General features: G+C 51.2%; 21 protein-coding genes. 6 read left to right on the top strand and 15 right to left on the bottom strand.

The window, feature by feature from the left end:
* Nucleotides 1-110: 110 nt before the first annotated feature.
* From fdhF to dpsA, 9 genes are all read right to left on the bottom strand, one after another.
* Entirely contained in the window at nucleotides 111-2816 is a 2706-nt protein-coding gene (fdhF, locus tag SLIP_RS12335) for a formate dehydrogenase subunit alpha (protein ID WP_083761964.1), read from the bottom strand.
* A gap of 111 nt (nucleotides 2817-2927) precedes the next feature.
* Entirely contained in the window at nucleotides 2928-4484 is a 1557-nt protein-coding gene (locus tag SLIP_RS05085; RefSeq protein WP_423218576.1) for a DHA2 family efflux MFS transporter permease subunit, read from the bottom strand.
* 15 nt (nucleotides 4485-4499) lie between these two features.
* Nucleotides 4500-4961, bottom strand: a complete 462-nt coding sequence (locus SLIP_RS05080; protein ID WP_013175210.1) for a CBS domain-containing protein — start codon at nucleotides 4959-4961, stop codon at nucleotides 4500-4502.
* A gap of 45 nt (nucleotides 4962-5006) precedes the next feature.
* A complete protein-coding gene (locus tag SLIP_RS05075) occupies nucleotides 5007-5687 on the bottom strand; it encodes a 4Fe-4S double cluster binding domain-containing protein (protein WP_013175209.1) in 681 nt (226 codons plus the stop codon).
* 110 nt (nucleotides 5688-5797) lie between these two features.
* The gene (locus SLIP_RS05070) at nucleotides 5798-7462 is read right to left on the bottom strand and encodes a ribonuclease J (protein WP_013175208.1); all 1665 of its coding nucleotides are present in this window, start codon (nucleotides 7460-7462) and stop codon (nucleotides 5798-5800) included.
* Nucleotides 7463-7694: 232 nt separating this feature from the next.
* Complete coding sequence (dapA, locus tag SLIP_RS05065; RefSeq protein WP_041433432.1) at nucleotides 7695-8591, bottom strand: 4-hydroxy-tetrahydrodipicolinate synthase; 897 nt, start codon at nucleotides 8589-8591, stop codon at nucleotides 7695-7697.
* A gap of 84 nt (nucleotides 8592-8675) precedes the next feature.
* The gene (locus SLIP_RS05060; protein WP_013175206.1) at nucleotides 8676-9689 is read right to left on the bottom strand and encodes an aspartate-semialdehyde dehydrogenase; all 1014 of its coding nucleotides are present in this window, start codon (nucleotides 9687-9689) and stop codon (nucleotides 8676-8678) included.
* A gap of 81 nt (nucleotides 9690-9770) precedes the next feature.
* Complete coding sequence (locus tag SLIP_RS05055) at nucleotides 9771-10361, bottom strand: dipicolinate synthase subunit B (protein ID WP_013175205.1); 591 nt, start codon at nucleotides 10359-10361, stop codon at nucleotides 9771-9773.
* Nucleotides 10362-10375: 14 nt separating this feature from the next.
* A complete protein-coding gene (gene dpsA, locus SLIP_RS05050) occupies nucleotides 10376-11290 on the bottom strand; it encodes a dipicolinate synthase subunit DpsA (RefSeq protein WP_013175204.1) in 915 nt (304 codons plus the stop codon).
* Between the two features lie 283 nt (nucleotides 11291-11573).
* On the opposite strand from dpsA, the gene SLIP_RS05045 reads away from it, so the two are divergent.
* The 3 genes from SLIP_RS05045 to SLIP_RS05035 are packed head-to-tail and all read left to right on the top strand — an operon-like array spanning nucleotide 11574 to nucleotide 14023.
* Nucleotides 11574-12578 (top strand): ABC transporter substrate-binding protein, encoded by a 1005-nt coding sequence (locus SLIP_RS05045; RefSeq protein ID WP_013175203.1) that lies wholly within the window; start codon nucleotides 11574-11576, stop codon nucleotides 12576-12578.
* On the top strand, nucleotides 12556-13308 hold the full coding sequence (locus tag SLIP_RS05040) for an ABC transporter permease (protein ID WP_013175202.1): 753 nt from the start codon (nucleotides 12556-12558) through the stop codon (nucleotides 13306-13308). Before SLIP_RS05045 ends, SLIP_RS05040 begins: the two co-directional genes overlap by 23 nt.
* 4 nt (nucleotides 13309-13312) lie before the next feature.
* Complete coding sequence (locus SLIP_RS05035; RefSeq protein WP_013175201.1) at nucleotides 13313-14023, top strand: ABC transporter ATP-binding protein; 711 nt, start codon at nucleotides 13313-13315, stop codon at nucleotides 14021-14023.
* A gap of 69 nt (nucleotides 14024-14092) precedes the next feature.
* Here the strand turns inward: SLIP_RS05035 and dapB are convergent, their stop codons facing one another.
* Nucleotides 14093-14893, bottom strand: coding sequence for a 4-hydroxy-tetrahydrodipicolinate reductase (gene dapB, locus SLIP_RS05030; RefSeq protein WP_013175200.1), 801 nt, complete (start codon nucleotides 14891-14893; stop codon nucleotides 14093-14095).
* 204 nt (nucleotides 14894-15097) lie between these two features.
* Here dapB and SLIP_RS05025 point away from each other — a divergent pair, with 204 nt between their 5' ends.
* Complete coding sequence (locus tag SLIP_RS05025; RefSeq protein ID WP_041432752.1) at nucleotides 15098-15313, top strand: hypothetical protein; 216 nt, start codon at nucleotides 15098-15100, stop codon at nucleotides 15311-15313.
* A gap of 75 nt (nucleotides 15314-15388) precedes the next feature.
* Nucleotides 15389-15859, top strand: a complete 471-nt coding sequence (locus SLIP_RS05020; RefSeq protein WP_013175198.1) for an HAD family hydrolase — start codon at nucleotides 15389-15391, stop codon at nucleotides 15857-15859.
* A 9-nt stretch (nucleotides 15860-15868) separates the two neighbouring features.
* Here the strand turns inward: SLIP_RS05020 and SLIP_RS05015 are convergent, their stop codons facing one another.
* Nucleotides 15869-16138 carry a YlmC/YmxH family sporulation protein gene (locus SLIP_RS05015; protein WP_013175197.1) on the bottom strand — a complete coding sequence of 90 codons (270 nt, stop codon included), beginning with the start codon at nucleotides 16136-16138 and terminating at the stop codon, nucleotides 15869-15871.
* A gap of 398 nt (nucleotides 16139-16536) precedes the next feature.
* Nucleotides 16537-16998: a dUTP diphosphatase gene (gene dut, locus SLIP_RS05010; RefSeq protein WP_013175196.1), complete on the bottom strand. Its 462-nt coding sequence runs from the start codon at nucleotides 16996-16998 to the stop codon at nucleotides 16537-16539.
* Nucleotides 16999-17171: 173 nt separating this feature from the next.
* On the opposite strand from dut, the gene SLIP_RS05005 reads away from it, so the two are divergent.
* The gene (locus SLIP_RS05005) at nucleotides 17172-17984 is read left to right on the top strand and encodes a PilZ domain-containing protein (protein ID WP_013175195.1); all 813 of its coding nucleotides are present in this window, start codon (nucleotides 17172-17174) and stop codon (nucleotides 17982-17984) included.
* Here SLIP_RS05005 and SLIP_RS05000 read toward each other — a convergent pair.
* Genes SLIP_RS05000 through SLIP_RS04990 form a run of 3 tightly spaced genes read right to left on the bottom strand, consistent with a single transcriptional unit; the run spans nucleotide 17921 to nucleotide 21190 of the window.
* Entirely contained in the window at nucleotides 17921-19261 is a 1341-nt protein-coding gene (locus tag SLIP_RS05000) for a M16 family metallopeptidase (protein ID WP_013175194.1), read from the bottom strand. The genes SLIP_RS05005 and SLIP_RS05000 overlap by 64 nt on opposite strands.
* A 50-nt stretch (nucleotides 19262-19311) precedes the next feature.
* On the bottom strand, nucleotides 19312-20517 hold the full coding sequence (locus tag SLIP_RS04995; protein WP_013175193.1) for a D-alanyl-D-alanine carboxypeptidase family protein: 1206 nt from the start codon (nucleotides 20515-20517) through the stop codon (nucleotides 19312-19314).
* A complete protein-coding gene (locus SLIP_RS04990; RefSeq protein ID WP_242649145.1) occupies nucleotides 20459-21190 on the bottom strand; it encodes a polysaccharide deacetylase family protein in 732 nt (243 codons plus the stop codon). The genes SLIP_RS04995 and SLIP_RS04990 overlap by 59 nt, the downstream gene beginning before the upstream one ends.
* Nucleotides 21191-21199: the final 9 nt, after the last annotated feature.

Here is a 21199-nt window from a genome sequence, read left to right as displayed (position 1 = left end):
CTCTTCTCCCAAAAAATACAGAAGACGGCGAAAACCGTCCAATCATACTTGTCTTTAATTAAAAATAAGCAGAGCCGCGTTGGTGTTCAGGTGCCAGGGGAATCCTTTCACTAGGTCATCTTCTCCAGCCGGGCGGCACAAACCTTGTACTCCGGAATCTTCGCTACCGGGTCGAGCGAGTCTGCCTTGGTAAGCAGGTTAACCGCCGCTTCGGCAAAGTGGAAAGTCATGAATACTACTCCATCCTCTATCATAGCGGTTATCCTGGCCTTAACCTCGATACTGCCCCTGCGGGTAGAAAGCCTCACCGTTTCTCCGTTCTTGATCCCCAGCTGCGCCGCTAAGTTCGGGTTTATTTCCACTTCAGCTTCCGGGACATGCTGGTTCAAAGCCTGGCAGCGTCGGGTCATGGTCCCGGTATGGTAGTGGAAAAGATTGCGCCCGGTAGTGAGCACTAACGGGTATTCGTCATCGGGCAATTCTGCGGGTTCCAAGAATTCGACCGGGCTGAAAAGCCCTTTGCCCCGTGTGAACCTCCCGTCCCGGTGCAGGATGGCCGTTCCGGGATGATCCTCGGACGGACACGGCCACTGCAGCCCTTGCCCTTCTAAGCGGGCATAAGTCATTCCGGCATAGGAGGGCGTCAAACCGCGCATTTCTTCGAAGATTTCCTCTGGCGAGCTATAGCTCATGGGATACCCCATCCTAGAGGCCAGCTCACAAATAATCTCCCAATCTGCACGGGCCTGACCGGGAGGATCCACGGCTTTACGCACCCTCTGCACCCGCCGCTCCGTGTTGGTGAAGGTCCCGTCTTTTTCGGCAAAACACGCTCCGGGCAGAACCACGTGGGCAAACCTGGCCGTTTCCGACAAAAAGATGTCCTGGACCGCCAAAAAGTCGAGATTTTTTAAAGCTTCTTCACAGTGGTTGAGATCTGGATCGCTTATCATTGGGTTTTCCCCGATGATAATCAGGGCCCTAATCTCTCCTCGATAAGCCTTTTCAACCGTTTCCGTGAGGGTGAGTCCCGGTTTACTTGAAAGGGAAACGTTCCAGGCCTGTTCGAACCTGGACCTGACAGATTCATCAGTCACCGGCTGGTAGCCGGGAAGGACGTTGGGCAACCCGCCCATGTCGCAAGCTCCCTGAACGTTGTTTTGCCCCCGCAAAGGCGCAACCCCGGTCCCCGGACGTCCGATATTGCCGGTCAGCATTGCCAGGTTACAGACGGATTTTACGTTATCGGTACCGGTGCTGTGCTGGGTCAGCCCCATGGCGTAGCAGATGACCGCCGCCTCCGCCCGGGCATAAATCCGAGCCGCCCGGCGGATATCAGCCGCTGGCACCCCGGTTATGGCTTCTACGTATTCGGGCGTGTACCTCGCCACTACTTCTGCCATGGCCTCGTAGCCTTCAGTGTTGGCGGCGATGAAATCGGAATCAGCCAGTCCCTCGCTGATGATGACGTTCATCATGCCGTTAAGCAGGGCCACATCGGTCCCCGGCCGGTGTCGCAAATACACATCGGCGATTTCAGCCAGATCGACACGGCGCGGGTCAGCCACTATCAGCCTGGCTCCATTTTCCAGCACATTCTTCTTGATTTTCATCCCGATGACCGGGTGATTTTCAGTGGTATTGGATCCGATCACAAGAATTGCCCTAGCATCTTTTTCGAGTTCGTTAATGGAGTTGGTCATCGCCCCGCTCCCGAATGCTGTCCCCAGACCGGCGACAGTAACCGAGTGTCAGAGGCGGGCGCAGTGGTCTACGTTGTTCGTACCCAAGACCGCCCGGGCAAACTTCTGGACCAGGTAGTTTTCCTCGTTGGTTATGCGGGCTGAAGCGAAAACGGCTATAGAATCGGGTCCGTGTTCTTCCTTTATTTTCTTCAGGCGAGAAGCCACCAGGTCCAAAGCCTCATCCCAGGACGCCTCACGAAACTCGCGGTTTTCTTTAACCATCGGCACTTTCAATCGCTCGGGCGAATGGATAAAGTCCCAGCCAAACCGCCCCTTTACGCATAAAGACCCCCGGTTGACCGGGCTCCGCTCGGAGCTGCGGTTCGAGGTCACGCCCACAACCTGTCCTTCGCGAACGTTTAGCTCCAAGGTACAGCCGGTGCCGCAGTAGCCGCAGGTAGTCAAGACCTTTTTTACCTCGTAAGCCCTACCTTTGCCCCTACTGAGCTTAGAGGTCAAGGCTCCAGTCGGGCATACCATGATACACTGGCCGCAGAAAACGCATGACGAATCGGCCAAGTTCCCGTCAAAAGCAGTGGCGATCTTGGCCTGGTGACCGCGGTTTATCACCCCGATAGCCCGGGCTACGGTAATGCTCTCGCAGGCCCTCACGCAGAGGGTGCACATTACGCACTTGTTGTAATCCCTTTCGATGAAGGGGTTGGGATCATCAACCGGGTATTCTGGCCTGCCTCCTTCTGCAAACCCGCTCTCGGCCACCCCGTAACGGTAACAGTAATCCTGCAACTTGCAGTTCCCGTTCTTCTCACAGGTCAGGCAATTGCCCCCGTGCCGGGCCAGCAGCAGTTCCAGAATCACCTTGCGGGCTTCCACCACAGCCGGGCTCTCGGTTTCCACAACCATATCGTTTTCGCACGGAGTCGCGCACGCGGCCTGAAGGGTTGGCCGGCCTTTGACCTCGACCACACACATTCTACATGAACCGGCAGGCTTGAGCTCAGGATCATAGCACAGCGTCGGTACCTCGATGCCGTGTAACCGGCACACCTCCAGTACAGTGCTTCCTTTCGGAGCCTCCAGTTGCCTTCCGTTTATAGTAATCCGCACCATTAGCCCCCCTCCTCGACTCCATAGGGAAAACCAGTCAGAGATTCACGCCAACCCGGCACTAAGCCTCAGACGGATGATTATTTCTATAACTAATAATATTTGTTCTTGTGGTTATGAGCTTAACCTGGGAGATACTGGTCTCTGATCTCTCAAGAAAAAGCATAAAACCAGGGCAACGAAGCACATGCCCGCAGCCACTTCATAGCAATCAGCAATACTTTCGGCCATCGCCAAGAGCGCGACATGTTTAGTCACTACCGCCAGGCCCAAGACTTTTGCCACACCGAGAGTCCACCCCGTGCTTTGAGAAATATGGGCCATCCAGGCTTGAAAACCTGCGGCTTGACTCCCCGAGAGGCTCACCCCTTGGGCGAGATTGGTGAAGTGAACCGCTTGCCTCGTGTTCATTATAGTGGTGAACATAGCAATGCCGAAGGAAGACATGACCTGCCTGATTACGTTATTCAAGGAAGAAGCCCTGCCAATCAGAGTCAAAGGGACGGTGTTGGTTCCCGCCGTGGTTACCGGCATCAATGAAAGGCCCATGCCAATCGCTCTTACTACCAACAACCAGATTATCCAGGAAAACGGCGTAACTAAACTGAATCTGTGCATCATGTATGTCGTAACCGTAATTACGGCCAGGCCGGGAAGAGCTACTATTTTTGCCCCGTATTTATCGAATATACGGCCGGCTACCGGCATGGCGACTGCGGTGGCGATAGCGGACGGCATGGTAATGAGCCCTGATTTCATGGCTGACACGCCCATGACGTTTTGAAGATAAATAGGCATTAAGAAGATAGCCCCGAACATGCCGATGGAAATAACCGAGGTTATAACAAGTGAGAGCGTGAATACGAAGTTCTTGAACAACCTGAGCTCCATTATAGGCTCGGGATGGCTCAGCTCAACTATTACAAAGAAGGTCAGGGCAACCGCACTGATCAAAAGCAGGCTCAGGATAAACGGCGATGTCCAGCCTTTACTAGCACCCTTGCTCAACGCTAGAAGCAGACAGAAGAAGCCCACGCTCGAAGACAGCAACCCGTACTTGTCGAATTCTTTGCCTACTACCGAAGGGGTCTCCTCTAGGTAGGTGAAAGCCAGAAACAGGTCAAGGATGGCTACCGGGATATTTGCGTAGAATATGGTCCGCCACCCCACATAGTCAACCAGGTAACCCCCTAAAGTAGGGCCTACGGCCGGAGCTGCCATGGCTGCTATCCCCCATATCCCTAAGACGGTCCCTATTTTGTTTCTCGGCGTGTTGCGGTAGATCAGAGCCATGGAAAGAGGTTGCATGACCCCGCCACCTATGGCCTGTATGACCCGGGCTGCCACCAAGCTGGATACATTCCAAGCCAGCCCACTAAGCGCGGATCCGACAGTAAAGAGGCTCAACGCGATTATGAAAACCCTTTTGTATCCATATCTGTCCGCCAGATATCCGGCGGCTGGCATGACCACGGCCAGGCTCAGCATGTAGCCGGTCAAAACCCATTGGATACTGTCTTGCGAAGCCCCAAAAACCGTCATGAGTTTTGGTATAGCAACGTTCACGCTGCTGCTGTTAAGCAGAGCCATGAAAGTACCGAAAACAACCACTATTATCGCCGACCAGTTTACCCTTTCAACCTCTTTGACTTGAACCTGCAATGTCCTCATCCCCATAGAAAAGTTTTATAGTTCTCCCGCGGCCTCGGCTACGGCCTTTACGATGTCTTTGCGCCTTATCAAGCCCACTATTCGGCCTGACTGCACCACAGGTATCTGTTTTATGCCGTTTTCTACCATCAGACGTGCGATTTCGGGAATACTTGTGTCTTCCGTTACTGTAACCACGTGCTTGGTCATTATTTCTTTCACTTTTTTCTGTTTAACAGCGTCCGTCTTGGCAACGAAGTCCTCATCATCTCCCACGGCCCAAAAATAACTCATGACGTCCACGACCACCGGACGGCGTTGCCGGACAGCGGCCAGTATATCACCGTCGGTAACTATCCCCTTAACCTTGTTGTCATTGTCTACCACCACCGCGCTGGTAATCCCCTCTTCCAAGAAACACCGGATGACTCCGCCCACGCTGTCGTCTGTATTCACAACTTTTACATCCTGGGTCATGATATCCTTCGCTTGAATCAAGGTAGCACCTCCCTCAAAGGCCGCATTTTACCCATACAGCACGATTTACTGGCCGTGAGGACACACCCGCATACACACCCCGCAGACTCGATAACCCAGTTCTCCCTGCCAATCCCACAGGTGCTGGTTGCACTCATGCACGTTGAGGTGGGCCTCACGGTCTCTCAGCGCGAGGTCTGTGTCCTTGATGGCCTTCACCGGACAAGCATCGATGCACCTGGTACACTTGCCGCAGCGTTCTTTGATTGGGCTGCCAGCCTTAAGAGGCGCATCGGTCAAAACCGTCACTAACCTTACTCTGGGTCCGTACTCAGCTGTGATCAACAACTGGTTCTTGCCGATCCAGCCCAAACCGGCGGCAGCCGCCGCTGCCCTGTGAGACAGATAAGAAGACAAGGTTTCCTCACTCACTACTGCCGAAGCGGGTACAGGCAATGCCCGCCACCCCAGGTCTTGTAAGAAAGACGCTACTTCCAGAGCAAGGATATCCAGTTTCTGGTTGACCAGGGCGTAATGCCCGGCATATAAGGCCGTCGGACGGTCGGTTATAGTGTCTACGATTCCCCTAGAAAGTTGCTGAGCCATAACCACAGCTCGCTTCCAACCTTGGTTCTTCAATTCCACTACCATCTCTACCTCGTTGTGCTCGACATCGGCGAAACCGACCAGACTCGCACCCCACTTCGCCGCCCTGTCTATTACCATACGATCTAAATTCCCTGACACTCCCATCCCCCCAACACTCGGTGCCAGCTGATAACTTGTAGTAGTTCTATTCTACCAAAAAACTCTCCCATAAGAAGTCGAAGGCCTGGCGGGTAACGCCAGGCCTCCGGTTAAACCTCCATAATTATCGGCAGTATCATGGGCCTTCGTTTGGTCTTTTCGTACAGATATTTGCTCAAGGCTTCCCTGACGTGAGACTTGATACTGGCCCATTCGGTTGCGCCCTTCTTCTCACACACGAGCAAAGCCTCTCTGACTTTTTCTCTGGCTTCCTCGATCAACTGTTCAGATTCCCTCACGTAAACAAATCCCCGACTGACGATGTCCGGTCCTGCTATGACTGTTCCTGTTTCTTTGTTTATAGTCACTACCACTATGATGATCCCATCAGAGGAAAGCTGCTTGCGGTCGCGAAGCACGATGTTTCCGACATCTCCAACTCCTAGACCGTCAACCAGCACCCTTCCCGAAGTGACTTTCCCTATCACCCCCGCCTTTTTCCTCCCTACCTCTATCACCTGACCGTTTTCTACTACGAATATCCTGGACCGGGGAATACCCAGGTTTTCCGCCAACCGCGCGTGCTTCTTCAGATGCCTGTATTCGCCGTGAATAGGTATGAAGTAGCGGGGCCTTATCAAGTTTACCATTATCTTTAGCTCTTCTTGACTGGCGTGTCCGGAAACATGGACCCCGGTAGCCGGTCCGTAGACAACCTCTGCCCCCTGTTTGTACAGCATGTCGATAGTCCGAGCCACTAGTTTCTCGTTGCCGGGTATGGGCGTAGCAGAAATGATTACCGTGTCCCCTGGCTGAATCGAAACCCAACGGTGCTCAGCCGTCGCCATCCTGGTAAGTGCCGACATAGGCTCTCCTTGCGAGCCTGTAGTAACAATCACCAACTGGTTGTCCGGGTACCGGTTGATCAATTCCACATCAACCAGCGTTCCTTCAGGAATAGCGATGTATCCGAGCTCTCGAGCGATATTCACGTTATTTATCATACTCCGCCCGACCACCGCCACCTTACGGTTGTACTTGCAGGCCGTATTAATTGCTTGTTGAATGCGGTGCACGTTGGAAGCAAAGGTGGTTATTATGATCCTGCCTTCACACCGCCCGAAGAGCTCATCGAAGGTGTTCCCAACCACCCGCTCCGACATCGTATAACCCGGCCTTTCCGCGTTGGTGCTGTCCGACAACATCAGCAGTACGCCCTTTTCTCCGAGTTCCGCGAACTTTCGGAAGTCCACAACCTCTCCGTCAACCGGGGTTTGATCCAGTTTGAAATCCCCGGTGTGCAAGATGGTTCCAACCGGAGAATGGATGGCGATGGCCAAAGTATCAGGTATACTATGACTTACCCGGATGAATTCCGCTTCTAACGGTCCGACATTTATTTTATCCCTGGGTTTGACGATGTTAAGCCGGGCACCCGTCAAGCCATGTTCCCGCAGCTTTGCCTCGATAATTCCTATGGTCAGCTTAGTGCCGTAAATTGGAACGTCGATCTCGCGAAGCAGATAGGGCAAGGCCCCGACGTGATCTTCGTGGCCGTGAGTTACCAAAACAGCCTTTACCTTATCCCGATTCTCGAACAGATAGGTCATATCCGGTATAACGATGTCTATACCGAGCAGTTCCTCTTCTGGGAACATCAGACCCGCGTCGATAACAACGATATTGTCCTGGTATCGTACCAGCATCATGTTCTTGCCAATCTCCCCTAAGCCGCCCAGGGGAATGACATATATCCTGTCTAACTCGATTAACACCCACCTCCAAACTTGAACCTTCGCCGCTCAATCCGTTCTACAAGCAACAGGAAATCCGAACAGTTCTTGACTATTTCATTATAGACCAAACCATTGGCCCTTACAAGCAAAGTTGCACCACGTCCACAAGCAGCGAGCAAAAGCGCAACCTGCGGTTTCAACCCGGCAATTCTGCTGTTACGAACAATTTTACAAACAAAAAACCGGACCCAGGTCCGGCTCCCACCTTCGGCTATTTCAGGTACCCCATCTCCGTAAGCATGCGGCGAATTTGGGCTTTCTCGCTGTCCGTAGCCCCGGTTAACGGCAACCTAAGCCCGCCAACATCCAGACCCATCATGTTCAGAGCTTCTTTTAAGGGAATTGGATTGGTAGTAATGAAAAGGCCCTTAAATAGAGGAAACAACTCCCCGTGCAAGCGGCAGGCTCTCACAACTTCACCGTTAAAGAAAGCGTCGATCATCTCTTTAATACGCTTCCCCGCAATGTGGCTCGCTATACTCACTACCCCTGACGCCCCCACAGCCAGCATAGGCAAGGTCAGGGAATCATCACCCGAATAAATCGTAAAATCGTCCGGGACCAGCGTTCTCAACTGCGATACCTGGTCCAGATTTCCACTAGCTTCCTTGACCGCGACGATGTTCTCCATTTCAGCCAGCTTTTTGACCGTCTCGGGCAACAAATTCACTCCAGTTCTCCCTGGCACGTTATACAGCATCACTGGCAAATCGGTCGCCTCGGCGATAGCCCGAAAATGCTCGTAGAGCCCGTTCTGCGAAGGTTTGTTGTAGTAAGGGGTAACTGCCATAATCCCATTTACCCCTAATCTGCTGGCACTTCGCGTCAGCTCCACAGAAGCATTGGTATTGTTGGAGCCGGTTCCCGCCCAAACCTCAACCTTATCCCCGACCTCTTCTTTAACCGCCGCGAACAAACTCAGCTTTTCCTCTGCCGACAATACCGGAGACTCGCCAGTTGTCCCGCAAACCACTATGCCTTCGCTGCCCGTTTCTGCCAGGTGTTTTGCCAGTCTTTTAGCTTTGTCGAGATCAACCTGCAACTGATCGTCGTAAGGAGTAACCATCGCCGTCAGAAGTCTTGACTTTAACACTCTGATCACCGCCATTCTCAAATATTATTCCCCTGACTCAAACCGACTGAAATATACAAATATATATAGTACAGCATCGTGGTCCTTACAAAAACTTGTTTAGAAGAGGTTTTCCCGTACCACTATCTCAGCGATCTGCACGGCGTTAGTGGCCGCGCCTTTTCTGATCTGGTCTGCGGCAACCCATAGGTTAAGCCCGCGTTCGACAGAAACATCCTCCCTTATCCTCCCCACAAAAACCTCGTCTCGGAAGGAAGTATAAAGAGGCATGGGATATACCCCGGCCCCAGGATCGTCTTGCACCACCACTCCAGGCGCTTTGGCCAGTATTCCCCGCGCCTCTTCGGCCGATATCTTTCTTTCGGTTTCGATATTGATAGACTCGGAATGACTGCGGTATACTGGGACCCGAACCGTCGTCGGCGATACCCGCAGGTCTGGCAGATGCATGATCTTCCTGGTTTCCCACACCATTTTCATTTCTTCTTTCGTATATCCGTTCTCTTGGAATGTATCTATATGGGGAATAAGGTTAAACGCTATCGGGTACTGAAAAACTTCGGGTTTCTCCTCTCTCTCCTCAAGCGCTGCTCTGGTTTGCCTAGTAAGTTCTTCTATCCCTAAGATCCCGGCACCGGATACAGCTTGGTACGTAGATACCACAATTCTTTTGATCCCTGCAGCCTGGTGAATGGGATTTACGGCTACCACCATTATGATGGTAGAGCAGTTGGGGTTAGCTATAATGCCCTGATGTTGACCGACGTCGCCTGCATTAACCTCAGGAACCACCAGCGGCACGCCCTCGCGTAAACGAAACGCGTAGCTGTTGTCTATGACCACACATCCCCTTTTAACGGCTTCCGGGGCCAGTGCCTCGCTTATTTCACTCGCCACTGCCAAGAGCACGATATCTATCCCAGAAAACGCCTCCGGGGACGCCCCTCGCACTATCACATCTTCGTCTTTAAATTTAACTCGGTTACCCTCTTCTTTGGGATCAGCCAAGCATACGAGTTCCCCAACTGGGAAATCCCTTTCCTCCAACACCTTCAGCATCTCGCGTCCTACTGCACCGGTTGCCCCTACCACCGCCATCTTAACCATTGCCATGGTGAAAACCTCCTGCCTTGCTTAAACTAGAAAACTTACAAAATATTTTAGCACATGGCTTTTGACGGTAACAATACTGCTTTAAGCCGACCCTAAGAGAACAGGCTGTAGTTGCTTGCCTTGCAAAGCGGCAATTGCAGTTTCCACCATCAATTTCATGTCCGCCACTATAGAGTTGGGCTTTTCGATTGGATTGTCCTGGCGGAATGGGATGAAGTATATATTCTTGGTAGCCATAAGGATTCCCACGTTCTTGGCGTTTAGTCCCAACCCATCGTTGGTGGATACTCCGATTACTACCGGTCTCTGGTTTCTGAGATGGGCTTTGACAGCCATCAAAGCCGGGGTATCCGTGATTCCGTTGGCCAGTTTGGCTATGGTGTTGCCGGTGCAAGGAGCCACAATAACCAGATCGAGCAACTTCTGAGGCCCGATAGGCTCGGCTCCAACTATGGTATTGATAATAGGGCCACCCGTTAATTTTTGTAGACGCGCCTTTAAATCCGCAGTCCGGTAGAACCTGTTGTCTGTCTGGTCAACGCTGTACGATAGGATTGGGGTTATGATTGCTCCCTCCCGTTTCAGGTTCTCTATTTCTACCAGGACCTCCTTCACAGTACAGTGGGAACCGGTCAGCACTGTACCGACTCGAACGCCCTTTAGCCGCACCATAATCACCCCCTCCCTCACCCACATGATGTGTTTTGGTCAGTCCTCAGCAATTCCCGGAGAATAATCTGAGGGATAACCTCGGCCAGTATCCTACCTGCTGTCACCGGTGCTACCTTCCCAGGAAGTCCAGGGGCCAAAACAGCTTTAATACCCAGCAAGCTGGCCGCTTCGAAGTCAGTCCCTCCCGGTTGGGCGGCTAGGTCTATAATGAGAACATCCGGGTTAGCAGCTTCTAACATCTCGCGGTCCAGAACCATGGCCGGCACCGTGTTAAAGATTATGTCGACCGACTGCACCAGGCTTCCTAATTCTTCAAAACCGGCTCGCCGACATCCTATTTCGTATGCCCGTGCCAGTTCGGCCGGATCTCTTGAAACCGCAGTTACGTGTGCTCCAAGGTTTTTGAGCATTCTCCCCAAAGTGTGTCCTACCCGCCCGAATCCCAGCACGCAAACCTCGGATCCGTGAATAGTTATCGGCGTTTCGGCTATAGCTATCTGCAAGGCTCCTTCCGCCGTCGGTATCGAGTTGAGTATGGCCACCTCGTCCATTTCCGCTATCTCCATAAGAACCAAACGGTATTTTCTGCACCACTCGCGTAAGAAAGGCCGCGCCACACCTATGATAACCAGAGCATTGGGGGCCAGTTGTCTTATAGCCCGCTCAGTCAGTTCCAACTGCTCAGAACTGTAAACCGCCCGTACCACTCCGTTCCCGTCGGTTCCGGGCATAGGAAGGATGAGAACCTCTGCGCCTCTACAGGCCTCCTCCACCGTGTTCACCACGTAGCTCCCTTGTTTCACCATGTTCCTGGGAAAACCGACAACACTGATGGTAGCGCCTAGGCGAACCAACTCCGAAATCAGGACCAGTTCCCTATCATCTCCGCCGACTACTGCTATTTTGATGCCTGAAAGCGCCGAGCTCACAAAAAAGCGCCTCCTTCATAATTTCGCTGGCAAGGTTAGTAGCAGTATATTCGTTCCGAACACAGGAGGTGCTTGTCTTTCCTTCGCCCGCCGTGAGCAAGCTACAAACCTTGGCAGAAGGGTCCTTGTCCCTTGAGTTTTCACGGTCGAGCAGGTGTTAGTCTCTGCTAAGGCAAACCTGTGACAAGGATTGTCCAACCCCTGCAGTTACACTAAAATATAGCCAGGTGCGTGTTTGGACAACGAGTCGCACAACATGACAAAAAGAAAGGAGAGGATGGGTGTGAAAAAGCTTGTTCCTTTGATGCTAGCTTTCCTGATGACCCTGGTATTGGTCACGGGTGGCGGGTGTTCCAGCCAGACCGAAAAAAAATCCCCTACTCCACCACCCGAGAAACTGACGGTTAACGTCGCGGCTTTGCGCGGACCCACTGCCTTGAGCATGGTCAAGATGATGGAATCGAAACCCGCTCTGGGCGAAGAAGTAACTACCAACTACCAGATCCTCGAGACCCCGGATCTGCTCACTTCTAAGCTGGTATCGAAGGAAGTCGACATCGCCGCCCTCCCCACTAACATGGCCGCTTCTCTTTACAACAAAGGAGTTCCCTACCAACTGGCGGCCATGAGCTCATGGGGAGTTATGTACGCCGTATCAAACGGCGAAACGGTAAACAGCTGGGCGGATCTAAAGGGTAAGACCGTCTACGTGGTAGGCAAGGGCGCAACGCCGGATATAGTTTTTCGTTTTCTCTTGTCCAAAAACGGCCTGAATCCGGATACAGATGTGAAGCTCGACTATACACTGGACCAGGTACAAGCAGCCCAGAGCCTGATTGCAGGCCGAATCAAGCTAGCGGTTTTACCTGAGCCTTGGGTCACCCAGGCCTTAAAGGGCAGCAATACCTGCAAGGTGATACTCGACCTGCAAGAGGAGTGGAAAAAAGTGGTCGGCAAGGACGTGGCCTTAGCCCAAACCTGCCTGGTAGTAAAAAAAGACCTGGCAGCAAAACACCCGAACGTCGTTGCCGCGTTCCTGTCCGCGTATAAAGATTCCATCGACTGGGCCAATCAAAACCCGAGCGCAGCCGGTCAACTTGCGGAAAAGCTGGGAGTTGGCATGAAAGCCCCGGTAGCAGAAGCGGCTATTCCCCGGTGCAACCTGCGGTATGAAGATGCTCAAACCAGCAAACCTGCAGTCGAAGCTTTTCTTAAGGTGCTCTATGATTATGCTCCTCAAAGCATAGGGGGTAAAATGCCTGATAATGACTTCTACTATAAAGAATAGCCTGGTCACCCTCGGTTCGATTTTCTTCTTGTTCTTGGTATGGAAGATACTTTCTTTGGTCATCGGGGCAGAGATTATACTCCCTGCCCCGGAAACTACCATGCGCGATCTGGTTAATGCCGTCCGGTCAGCCGCGTTCTGGCAATCGGTAGAAGCCACGGTGTATCGCGGCTTGGCCGGTTTTTTGGTATCTTGTTTAGCGGGTGCCGTAACCGGCTTTCTGGCAGGATTTAATTCGGTTGTGTTCTGGGCTCTTCAGCCCTTCATGACGGTAATCCGTACAACCCCTGTAATGTCTTTCATACTTCTCGCTCTTATCTGGTTTCGCACCGAACTGGTTCCCATATTCGTCTCGTTCCTCATCGCGTTTCCCATTATATTCGATAACGTGGTCCAGGGGATAAAGAATGTCGACAGGCAGTTAGTGGAAATGGCAAGATTGTTTCGAGTCAAGCCCTGGCGTATCCTCTTCGAGCTCTATATCCCTTCCATTCTTCCGTTTTTGGCTGCAGGAACATCTTCGGCCATGGGTCTAACATGGAAAGTCATCATCGCAGCCGAGATATTGAGTCAACCGACCTTTGGGATCGGCACTCAAATGCAAAACGCCAGGATTTACCTAGAAACTGCTCGTATTCTCTCCTGGACCGTGGTTATCGTCTTCATAAGCTTTGTCTTCGAGAGCATCCTCGCTACGGTAGAACGAAAACTTAAAACTTGGGGAGAATAGAGGCATGCCGTTAAGCCTGTGTCACATTTCCAAAGAATTCGATGGGTTAAAGGTCTTGGAGGATCTAACCCTAGAAGTGAAAGAGAATACGCTCACCTGTATCCTCGGACCATCCGGATCAGGTAAAACCACCCTCCTTAACATCATCGCCGGTATCATCGAGCCCGATGCTGGGGAAATGGTAGGTTTTGCCGGTCACAGAATAAGCTATATTTTTCAGGAAACCAGGCTTCTGAAATGGAAGACTGTTCGTGGAAACCTCGATTTTGTGCTTAAGGATCATCTTTCACCTTCCGCTCGCCAGCAAACCATATCCCATTACCTGCAACTGGTAGGTCTCGAGGAATTTCAGAACTATTATCCGGAAAAGCTCAGTGGAGGCATGAAGCAACGGGTGTCCTTGGCCCGGGCGTTTGCATATCCTGCTGAAATTCTACTGATGGACGAACCGTTTGTCGGCCTCGACCTCGGGCTCAAGCTATCCTTGATGCATTCGTTTCTCGACCTCTGGCTGGCCGAACGACGTTCGACCTTCTTTGTCACCCACGACATTCAAGAAGCCTTGTTCCTGGGAGAAGAGGTGTTTGTACTCACCCATCGCCCAGGCAGAATTAAAGGCCATTTGACCATTGATATTCCCCACCGCGAAAGAAGCCTCCAACGCCAAGAAATGGCCGACTTGCAAGAAACCCTATATCGACTTCTGACAGAATAGCCCTGATTCCAGCTTCTTGTTAAGCCGTAATGACCGGTTATCAAGTATAGCAAGCCAGATTCTTGAAAGCTAGAGCAGGTTTTCCAATCCATATACCATTCCTTTTCTGCCCGCCATCTTCTTGACCGCTAGCAACACTCCCGGCATGAATGATTCGCGGTTATACGAATCATGGCGGATGGTAAGAGCTTGTCCCGGCCCTCCAAAAATGACCTCCTGGTGGGCAACCAGCCCTGGCAAACGCACGCTGTGAACGCGTACGCCCTCCAACGCCCCACCTCTACAACCGGGGAGCTTGACCGTCTCCTGTACCGCCCGCGGAGGAATCCCAGCTAAAGCTTCATTTATCATCTCCGCCGTCTTTACGGCAGTGCCTGATGGTGCATCCAGCTTTTGATCATGGTGGAGCTCGATTATTTCAACATTGGGGAAATACCTGGCCGCTTCTTTAGCAAATTTCATCATCAGTACGGCCCCAATCGCAAAGTTAGGAATCACCGCGATACCTACCTCTTTTTCTCCGGCAAGCGTCTCCAACTGCTGCAACTCGAATTCGTTCAAGCCCGTAGTACCGATTATCGCGGTTACCCCCCGCGACAGAATTGTCCGGGCATTGCTATAGACTGTGTGAGGAGTAGTGAAATCTATGACTATTTCTGGCTTGCAGTCGTCTATCATCTCTGCCACATCGTAGTGAATTGGCAGTTCCAGACCGGAAATCGCAAGAGCCTCAGAAAGCCTTTTCCCTTGACCCTTAGGATCGACGATTCCTACCAACAGCAACTCGTCGTCGCCAAAAACCGCCTTGACCGTTTCCTGCCCCATCTTGCCCAAAGCTCCAGCTACCGCTACTCGAACCCTCGCGTCCATCTTGCAAACCTCCAATCTCTTACTGACCAGCCATGCCTTGCTCCCAACGGCAGTAATTGTCGAGTCTTAACCAATAGTGTATATATTTTCACCTCCGCGTCAAGCCGGAGAACCCAATTGCCCGTGTTGTACAAACGGTGTTTTCAGTATAGAATTGATTTCAACGAGACCTTGTGAAACACGATGAGGAAGGTGACATGTGCCGTGTGGATAGGAGTTCTAAGCCCTGCCGCCTCCAAGTTGCTGGTCATCGGTTGTCTTACCGTAGCCAGTTTAGCGCTCTACATACAGGTCAGGCTAACCCCCGCCGAGGACAAATCCCGAAGACGCTGGTTGTACACTTTTTATTACACGGTCATAGTTTTGGTGGCTTCACTGGTGTATTTTAGTTACCAGTACCTACGCCAAGGGCACTTTTGACTTCAGCATGAGAGGGAAAATATTGCGCGATCTTTGAGTAAGGGGTCAGCCGGTGAAGGAGGAGAGAGCAAAAAAATGATGAGAGTAACCATTCCGGGACGGGGAGAGTTGGTGTTCAATCACTTATTCCTAGACATGAATGGAACCCTGACGCTAGATGGTCAGCTCTTGCCTGGAGTCAAAGAAAGAATAGAACAGCTGAAGTCTCAACTTGAGGTCGTTCTGCTGACCGCAGATACTTTTGGAACCGGGGCAAGAGTGGCCGAAGAACTGGGCATTACCTTACAAAAAGTAAGCCCTGAAAAGGGGGGCAAAGATAAAGCCCGGCTTACAGCTTCCCTTCGTCCTGAAGGGGTAGTAGCTATCGGCAACGGCTTCAATGACTGTGAAATGATGGAACAGGCGCTTTTGTCCATCGCCGTTATAGGGCCTGAGGGATGCTGTGGCTCTACTTTGCAGCACGCTGATATTGTGGTTAATAACATCTTGGACGGTCTCGACCTGTTGCTTAACCCACTGCGATTAGTAGCAACACTTCGCAACTAGATGAATCTGTCACACACTGCTGTTTTTGAGCCGGGGATGAGTTTCGTCCAGTTCTACTACTATTACCTCTCGACCTATCTTTCTTACCGTGTCCCACGGTATAATGAGTTTTTGTCGATCCACCCATAGGTTTATGAAATTGCCCTTGTTTGGTAGGATAATGGAAACCACTTCTCCGGTTTCGCAGTCGATCACGAGATCCGACTCCCCCACGGTGCCGAGCCTCATCCCGTCATAAATGTTGACTATCTCTTTTCCAACCAGCTCGCTCAGCTTCACACTTGCTCCCCCCGTGACTTACCCCGGCCTTTCCTCCGCCTAACTTGTCTTTCTAATAAATTAATAGTCGCCGGCTTCAAGATTTATCCCCAAAGTTTTTCGCCAAATTTGAACCTACTCTTGTTATCCCCGGAAATGTTCTTTAGAAAAAGAACACTCGGTCACATTATCAGAAATCAGTCCCCGTTTTTCCCATTTTTTTGAGACCTGCCCTCATAACGCCTGACAGGAATAATGAACAATTCTGAGTTATAAAGTCAATCCGTGTGTATCGGCCCGGCACTCAGTTGGCTGAAATTGTAACATGCCATTGGGCTCCGAAAAAGCCAGCCGCTTGTAATCAAAGACTTGAGCTGAGTGCCGGGTTTGTGTGCATCTGTGGCCCGTTTTTGAAAAAGCTACCTACCTGTTGAACCGAATCCACCGCTTCCGCGCTCGGTTTCCTCCAGCTCTTCGACCAGTTCAAGCCTGGCACTGAGCACCGGCACGAAAACCAGCTGGGCTATCCGGTCACCGGGTTTTACAATGAAAGGCCGCTCCGGGTCCAGGTTCGTTATCAAAACCCGTATCTCTCCAGTGTAGTCGGAGTCGATAACGCCCACAGCGTTGCTCAGGGTCATACCTAACCGCCAGGCATTGCCGCTTCTCGGAAATACGAGCCCCACAACATGGGACGGAATTTTAATGGCAAGCCCTGTAGGTACCTGCACCCTCTCCAATGGCTTTACGATTATCTCCTCTTCCAGGCAGGCACAGAGATCCATACCTGCGGCCCCTTCGGTAGCGTAAAACGGCAGAGAAACAGAACTACCCACTTTTGCCGATAGTTTCTTAACCCCAACCCTGATTGAAAAATCCAATCTTACCCTCTCCTTCAGCTTACAAGCTCAACGCCGATACCAGGTCTTTCGTAAAACGAGGTGTCTCTTTCGTGTAAAAAACCTATAACCTTGATTATTAGGTCAAGTGCTACTAGCATTATAATTAAAAGCAGGTTTTCCTTCATTCGGCTTGGGGAAAGAGGTATTTCGTCATGATGAGTTTACCCCCTAATAAACCTTTGGCAAATCTAGGTCCTTTCGTCGCTTCTCTCGTTGCGGGGAAATCGTCTTGGCTCGTTCTCGGTAACTGGCAACAAGTGCACGAAAACATAAGTCGGGCCTTCACCGAAAACACCCCTACCTCTAATGGAACCAACTGGTTTTTTTTCGGTGTGATGATTATCGGCTTGCTTTTGCTGGCAGCCGGGGCCTATCACTCCATCTGGCAGAGAAGGGAAACTGCCTCTTCCGACACCCGTGCCTTATACAAAAAACCCCGTCCATCCGAATTAAGAGATGATAGCGACGGACAAAACCGCAAATGGGTCCGAGTACCAGCGGGTTTTGATATTTGGTATGCGCCCATTGTATCCTCGGAAACCAGGGAAACTGGCTCTTTGCAGAAGGCTCGCTTGGTAGACATAAGCGGTGGAGGATGTCTCCTGGCGACCGACTCCAAACTTAACAAAGGTGACCAAATCAAAGCGGTTTTGAACCTGCCCCATGGCCCTGAATTGCTCCTGAACGGTCGCGTGGTAAGAGTCGTGGACCGCTTATCCAGCCCGTCCGCTTGCCTGGTGGGAATTGAGTTCGTCAACTTGAGTAACGGTGACCGCGATAGAATCAATAAATGGATTTTTTCCCGACAACAGCAACTCATTCAAAAACAACGCTGGGTAGCAGAAGGGCTGTGCGTCTTGTGTGGGAACCCCCTTCCCAAGTCCAATCCCAAAAACTTTCCTTATTGTACCCGGTGCCTCACTTGTGAACAGCCGGTTTCAGACCAAGAATTGGAGGAAGAGTGACAGCCCATCCTGGTCACAGATGACAAACCTTTTTCTACCACAGACAAAACTTCTTTACCGCCGATTGCTGCCAAGCACAACTTGTCCGGAACCAACACCTGGTTGGCGAAGCGCTGGATATCGTCCGCAGTAACTGCCATGATGTTATCGATAACCTCTTCCAAAGGAATTATGCGATCGTAAAACATAACCGACTTGCCCAAACGGCTCATCCGGTTCATAACACTTTCCATTCCCAAGTACATGTTAGCCTTGATCTGTCTCTGAGCCCGGTTGATCTCGTCCGCCGTCACCCCGTTGGTCCTAAACTTGTCCAGTTCTTCACCCAAGCCTGCCATCAGGTCGTTGATTTTTTCGGGACTGGTAGCAGCGTAAATGCAAAAAGAGCCAGAATCCGAATAGCTGGTAGGGTAAGTGTACACGGAATAGGCCAGTCCCTTCTCTTCACGGATGGTTTGAAAAAGCCTCGACCCGATCCCTCCTCCTAAGATGCTGTTCATGATGTTTTGAACATGCCGCTCATCGTGGGAATAAGAAATACTGGGCGTCCCTATACACAGCTGAACCTGTTCTGTGTCCTTCGTAATCAGCCTCAATTCGTTCTTTGGCGGAATATCGGGAGGGAGTTTGGCCCGAGACACGGGGTGGTTCTGTACCCTGTGTAACCACTCGCTAACCTTATCCCGAACCATGCTGTTGTTTATATTTCCTGCAATAGCGATAACCATATTCGAAGGAACATAATATTGCCGGTAGTACTCGATAACACTCTCCCTTTTCAAGGCCATGACAGTTTCCTTGGTTCCTAGAATAGGACGGCCTAACGCGTGATTACGCCACAACAGCTGGGAAAACACATCGTGAATAAGCTCATCTGGGGAGTCTTCGTACATGCCGATCTCTTCTACTATGACCCCTTTCTCCGTAAGCAGGTCTTTATCCATAAAGACGGAATTAAAAACCATATCGAAAAGAATATCTAAGGCTTCCTCGAAGTTTTCGTCCAAAGTCCGAGCATAGAAGCACGTGTATTCCTTCGATGTGTACGCGTTTAACTGCCCGCCAATGCTCTCGAAAGCTTCGGCAATATCCTTTGCCGTTCGAGTAGCTGTGCCTTTAAAAAGCAGGTGTTCGATAAAATGGGTAGTTCCGTTCATCTCATCTGCTTCGTCTCGCGATCCTACCCCTACGTAAATCCCCATAGCTACTGAACGTAAATGAGGAATCTCCTCGCTGACTAGTCTTGCCCCGTTATCCAGAACCCAATAATCGACCACAACTTCAACCTCCACCCTTACTCCGTTTTCGATAGTCTCCGAATTTCCCTTTAAGTTTCCATCAATCGTAAGTACAACCGATAAAACAATCGCATTAATCCCTCGGGTTCTCTTCCCACTGTGCAACGTGTCACTAATTTAACCCTCTCAACTGTAGTCCCCAGGTAGCGTATCTCTAGCTCTCCGATTTTTTGCCCTGTCTTCAGGGGTGCGGTGGGCTGGTAATCAACATCTACGACCTTTTCCAATCCCATTTTGTCCTGCGACAACCATAAATAGACATCCCTGTCCGGATACACGGTTACCTCTATCCGGGTCCCTTTGTTCACGCGTAAAACCTTGAACATGTTGGACTTATCTACAACTTTTTCTCGAGTAAACGACGTAAATCCCCAATCGAGCAAACGCTGGCAGTCAGCGTACCGGTCCCAGGAACGTAGAACCACCGCCACCAGTTTACGGTTCCCCCTTTGGGCCGCACCGATGAGGCATTTGCCTGCGGCATCTGTGGTGCCTGTCTTAACACCGAAGGCCCCTTCGTACGAGCCTAAGAGCTTGTTGGTGTTGTAAATCTTTCTCCCCCCGGGGTAACCGGGTTGTTTGATAACAGCCTGCCGGGTGGCGACTAGCTTCTCAAAAACCTGGTTACGTAAAGCATACCTAGTAATAACCGCCAGGTCATAGCAAGTGCTGAGGTGCTCCTTATCGGGCAAACCAGAGGCGTTTTCGAAATGGGTATGATAAGCTCCTATGGCCCACGCCTTCTTGTTCATGAGGTATGCGAACATATCCTCACTGCCTGCCACATGCTCGGCTAGGACCACACTGGCATCGTTGGCCGATTCTAAGAGCGCCGCTTTCAAGAGATCCTCTATGGTCATCTTGTCCTGCGGCCTAAGTCCCATACCGCTTTCGGTTCGGGCGGCCTTAGGACTTACCACTGCCACCTCCTTGAGCCCCGCATATTCCAAAGCAAGGATGGCAGTCATCACTTTGGTGGTGCTGGCAACCGGTCGCGGCTGCATCACGTTTTTACCACCCAAGACTTGACCAGTAGTCAAGTCTACTAAGCAGTAAGCCTGAGATGTCACATAAGGCGCAGCTTCAGCTTTACCTGGACTCAAAATAAACAGAAGCGCAAACGTTAATGCCAGCACCAGAAATCCTATCACACTCTTCCTGCCGTGACAAGTCATCTTACGGTTCAGTCCCCTTTTCTGTAGCCGTGTTTCCGACGATTTCGGAAACTGTAGCAAACCGATATCCCTCTTCTTTTAACTGTTTGAGAATGCTGGGCAGAGCCTCAACCGTAGGCTGGGTAGGGTGCATTAAGATTATCGCATCATTATGAATGCGAGGGACAACCCGGTTGACAATGGTGCTGGCTTCGGGACGCTGCCAATCGACGGTGTCCAGGCTCCACATTACAATCTTATATCCTAATTCAGCGGCTACTTTCTGAACAGAGGTATTGAATTCGCCGTAAGGCGGGGCAAACAAATAGGGACGCTCTCCCGTTATGGTCTGGATTACCTTTTCCGCCCGGGTAATTTCCTCCTTTACCTGTTCCGGCGAAAGGTTGTTGAGATGAAGGTGTTTGTACCCGTGGTTTCCCAGACAGTGCCCGTGCTTCTTCATGTTCTTAACCAGTTCGGGAAATTCTTCAGCCCACCGCCCGGTTAAGAAGAAAGTGGCTTTAACTCCGTTCTGCTCGAGTATCTTTAGCAAATCAGGGACATACTCCTCGCCCCAGTCAACGTTAAAGGTCAAAGCAATGACTTTTTGCCCGGTCTGGCCCTGGTATATTGGTTCCTCCAATTTATAAGCGTTTAACGAACTCTCCCAAAAATAAGCCAATACAGCCATAAACAATACCACGACCGCTATTACTGCCGCGATCCTTAAGGCTCTGCGAGGCAAAAAATACACCCGCAAGAA

The sequence above is a fragment of the Syntrophothermus lipocalidus DSM 12680 genome, assembly GCF_000092405.1.
GTDB classification, from domain to species: domain Bacteria; phylum Bacillota; class Syntrophomonadia; order Syntrophomonadales; family Syntrophothermaceae; genus Syntrophothermus; species Syntrophothermus lipocalidus.
The sequence above is the reverse complement of the archived record's forward strand: the minus strand, read 5'-3'. Positions and strand labels throughout refer to the sequence as shown.

Coding starts and splice junctions, on each gene's coding strand:
- SLIP_RS05035 (WP_013175201.1), top strand. CDS start 13,313: ATGCCGTTAAGCCTGTGTCACATTTCCAAAGAATTCGATGGGTTAAAG.
- SLIP_RS05060 (WP_013175206.1), bottom strand. CDS start 9,689: ATGGCAATGGTTAAGATGGCGGTGGTAGGGGCAACCGGTGCAGTAGGA.
- SLIP_RS05085 (WP_423218576.1), bottom strand. CDS start 4,484: ATGAGGACATTGCAGGTTCAAGTCAAAGAGGTTGAAAGGGTAAACTGG.
- SLIP_RS05020 (WP_013175198.1), top strand. CDS start 15,389: ATGATGAGAGTAACCATTCCGGGACGGGGAGAGTTGGTGTTCAATCAC.
- SLIP_RS05055 (WP_013175205.1), bottom strand. CDS start 10,361: ATGGTGCGGCTAAAGGGCGTTCGAGTCGGTACAGTGCTGACCGGTTCC.
- dapA (WP_041433432.1), bottom strand. CDS start 8,591: ATGGCGGTGATCAGAGTGTTAAAGTCAAGACTTCTGACGGCGATGGTT.
- dapB (WP_013175200.1), bottom strand. CDS start 14,893: ATGGACGCGAGGGTTCGAGTAGCGGTAGCTGGAGCTTTGGGCAAGATG.
- SLIP_RS05005 (WP_013175195.1), top strand. CDS start 17,172: ATGATGAGTTTACCCCCTAATAAACCTTTGGCAAATCTAGGTCCTTTC.
- SLIP_RS05040 (WP_013175202.1), top strand. CDS start 12,556: ATGACTTCTACTATAAAGAATAGCCTGGTCACCCTCGGTTCGATTTTC.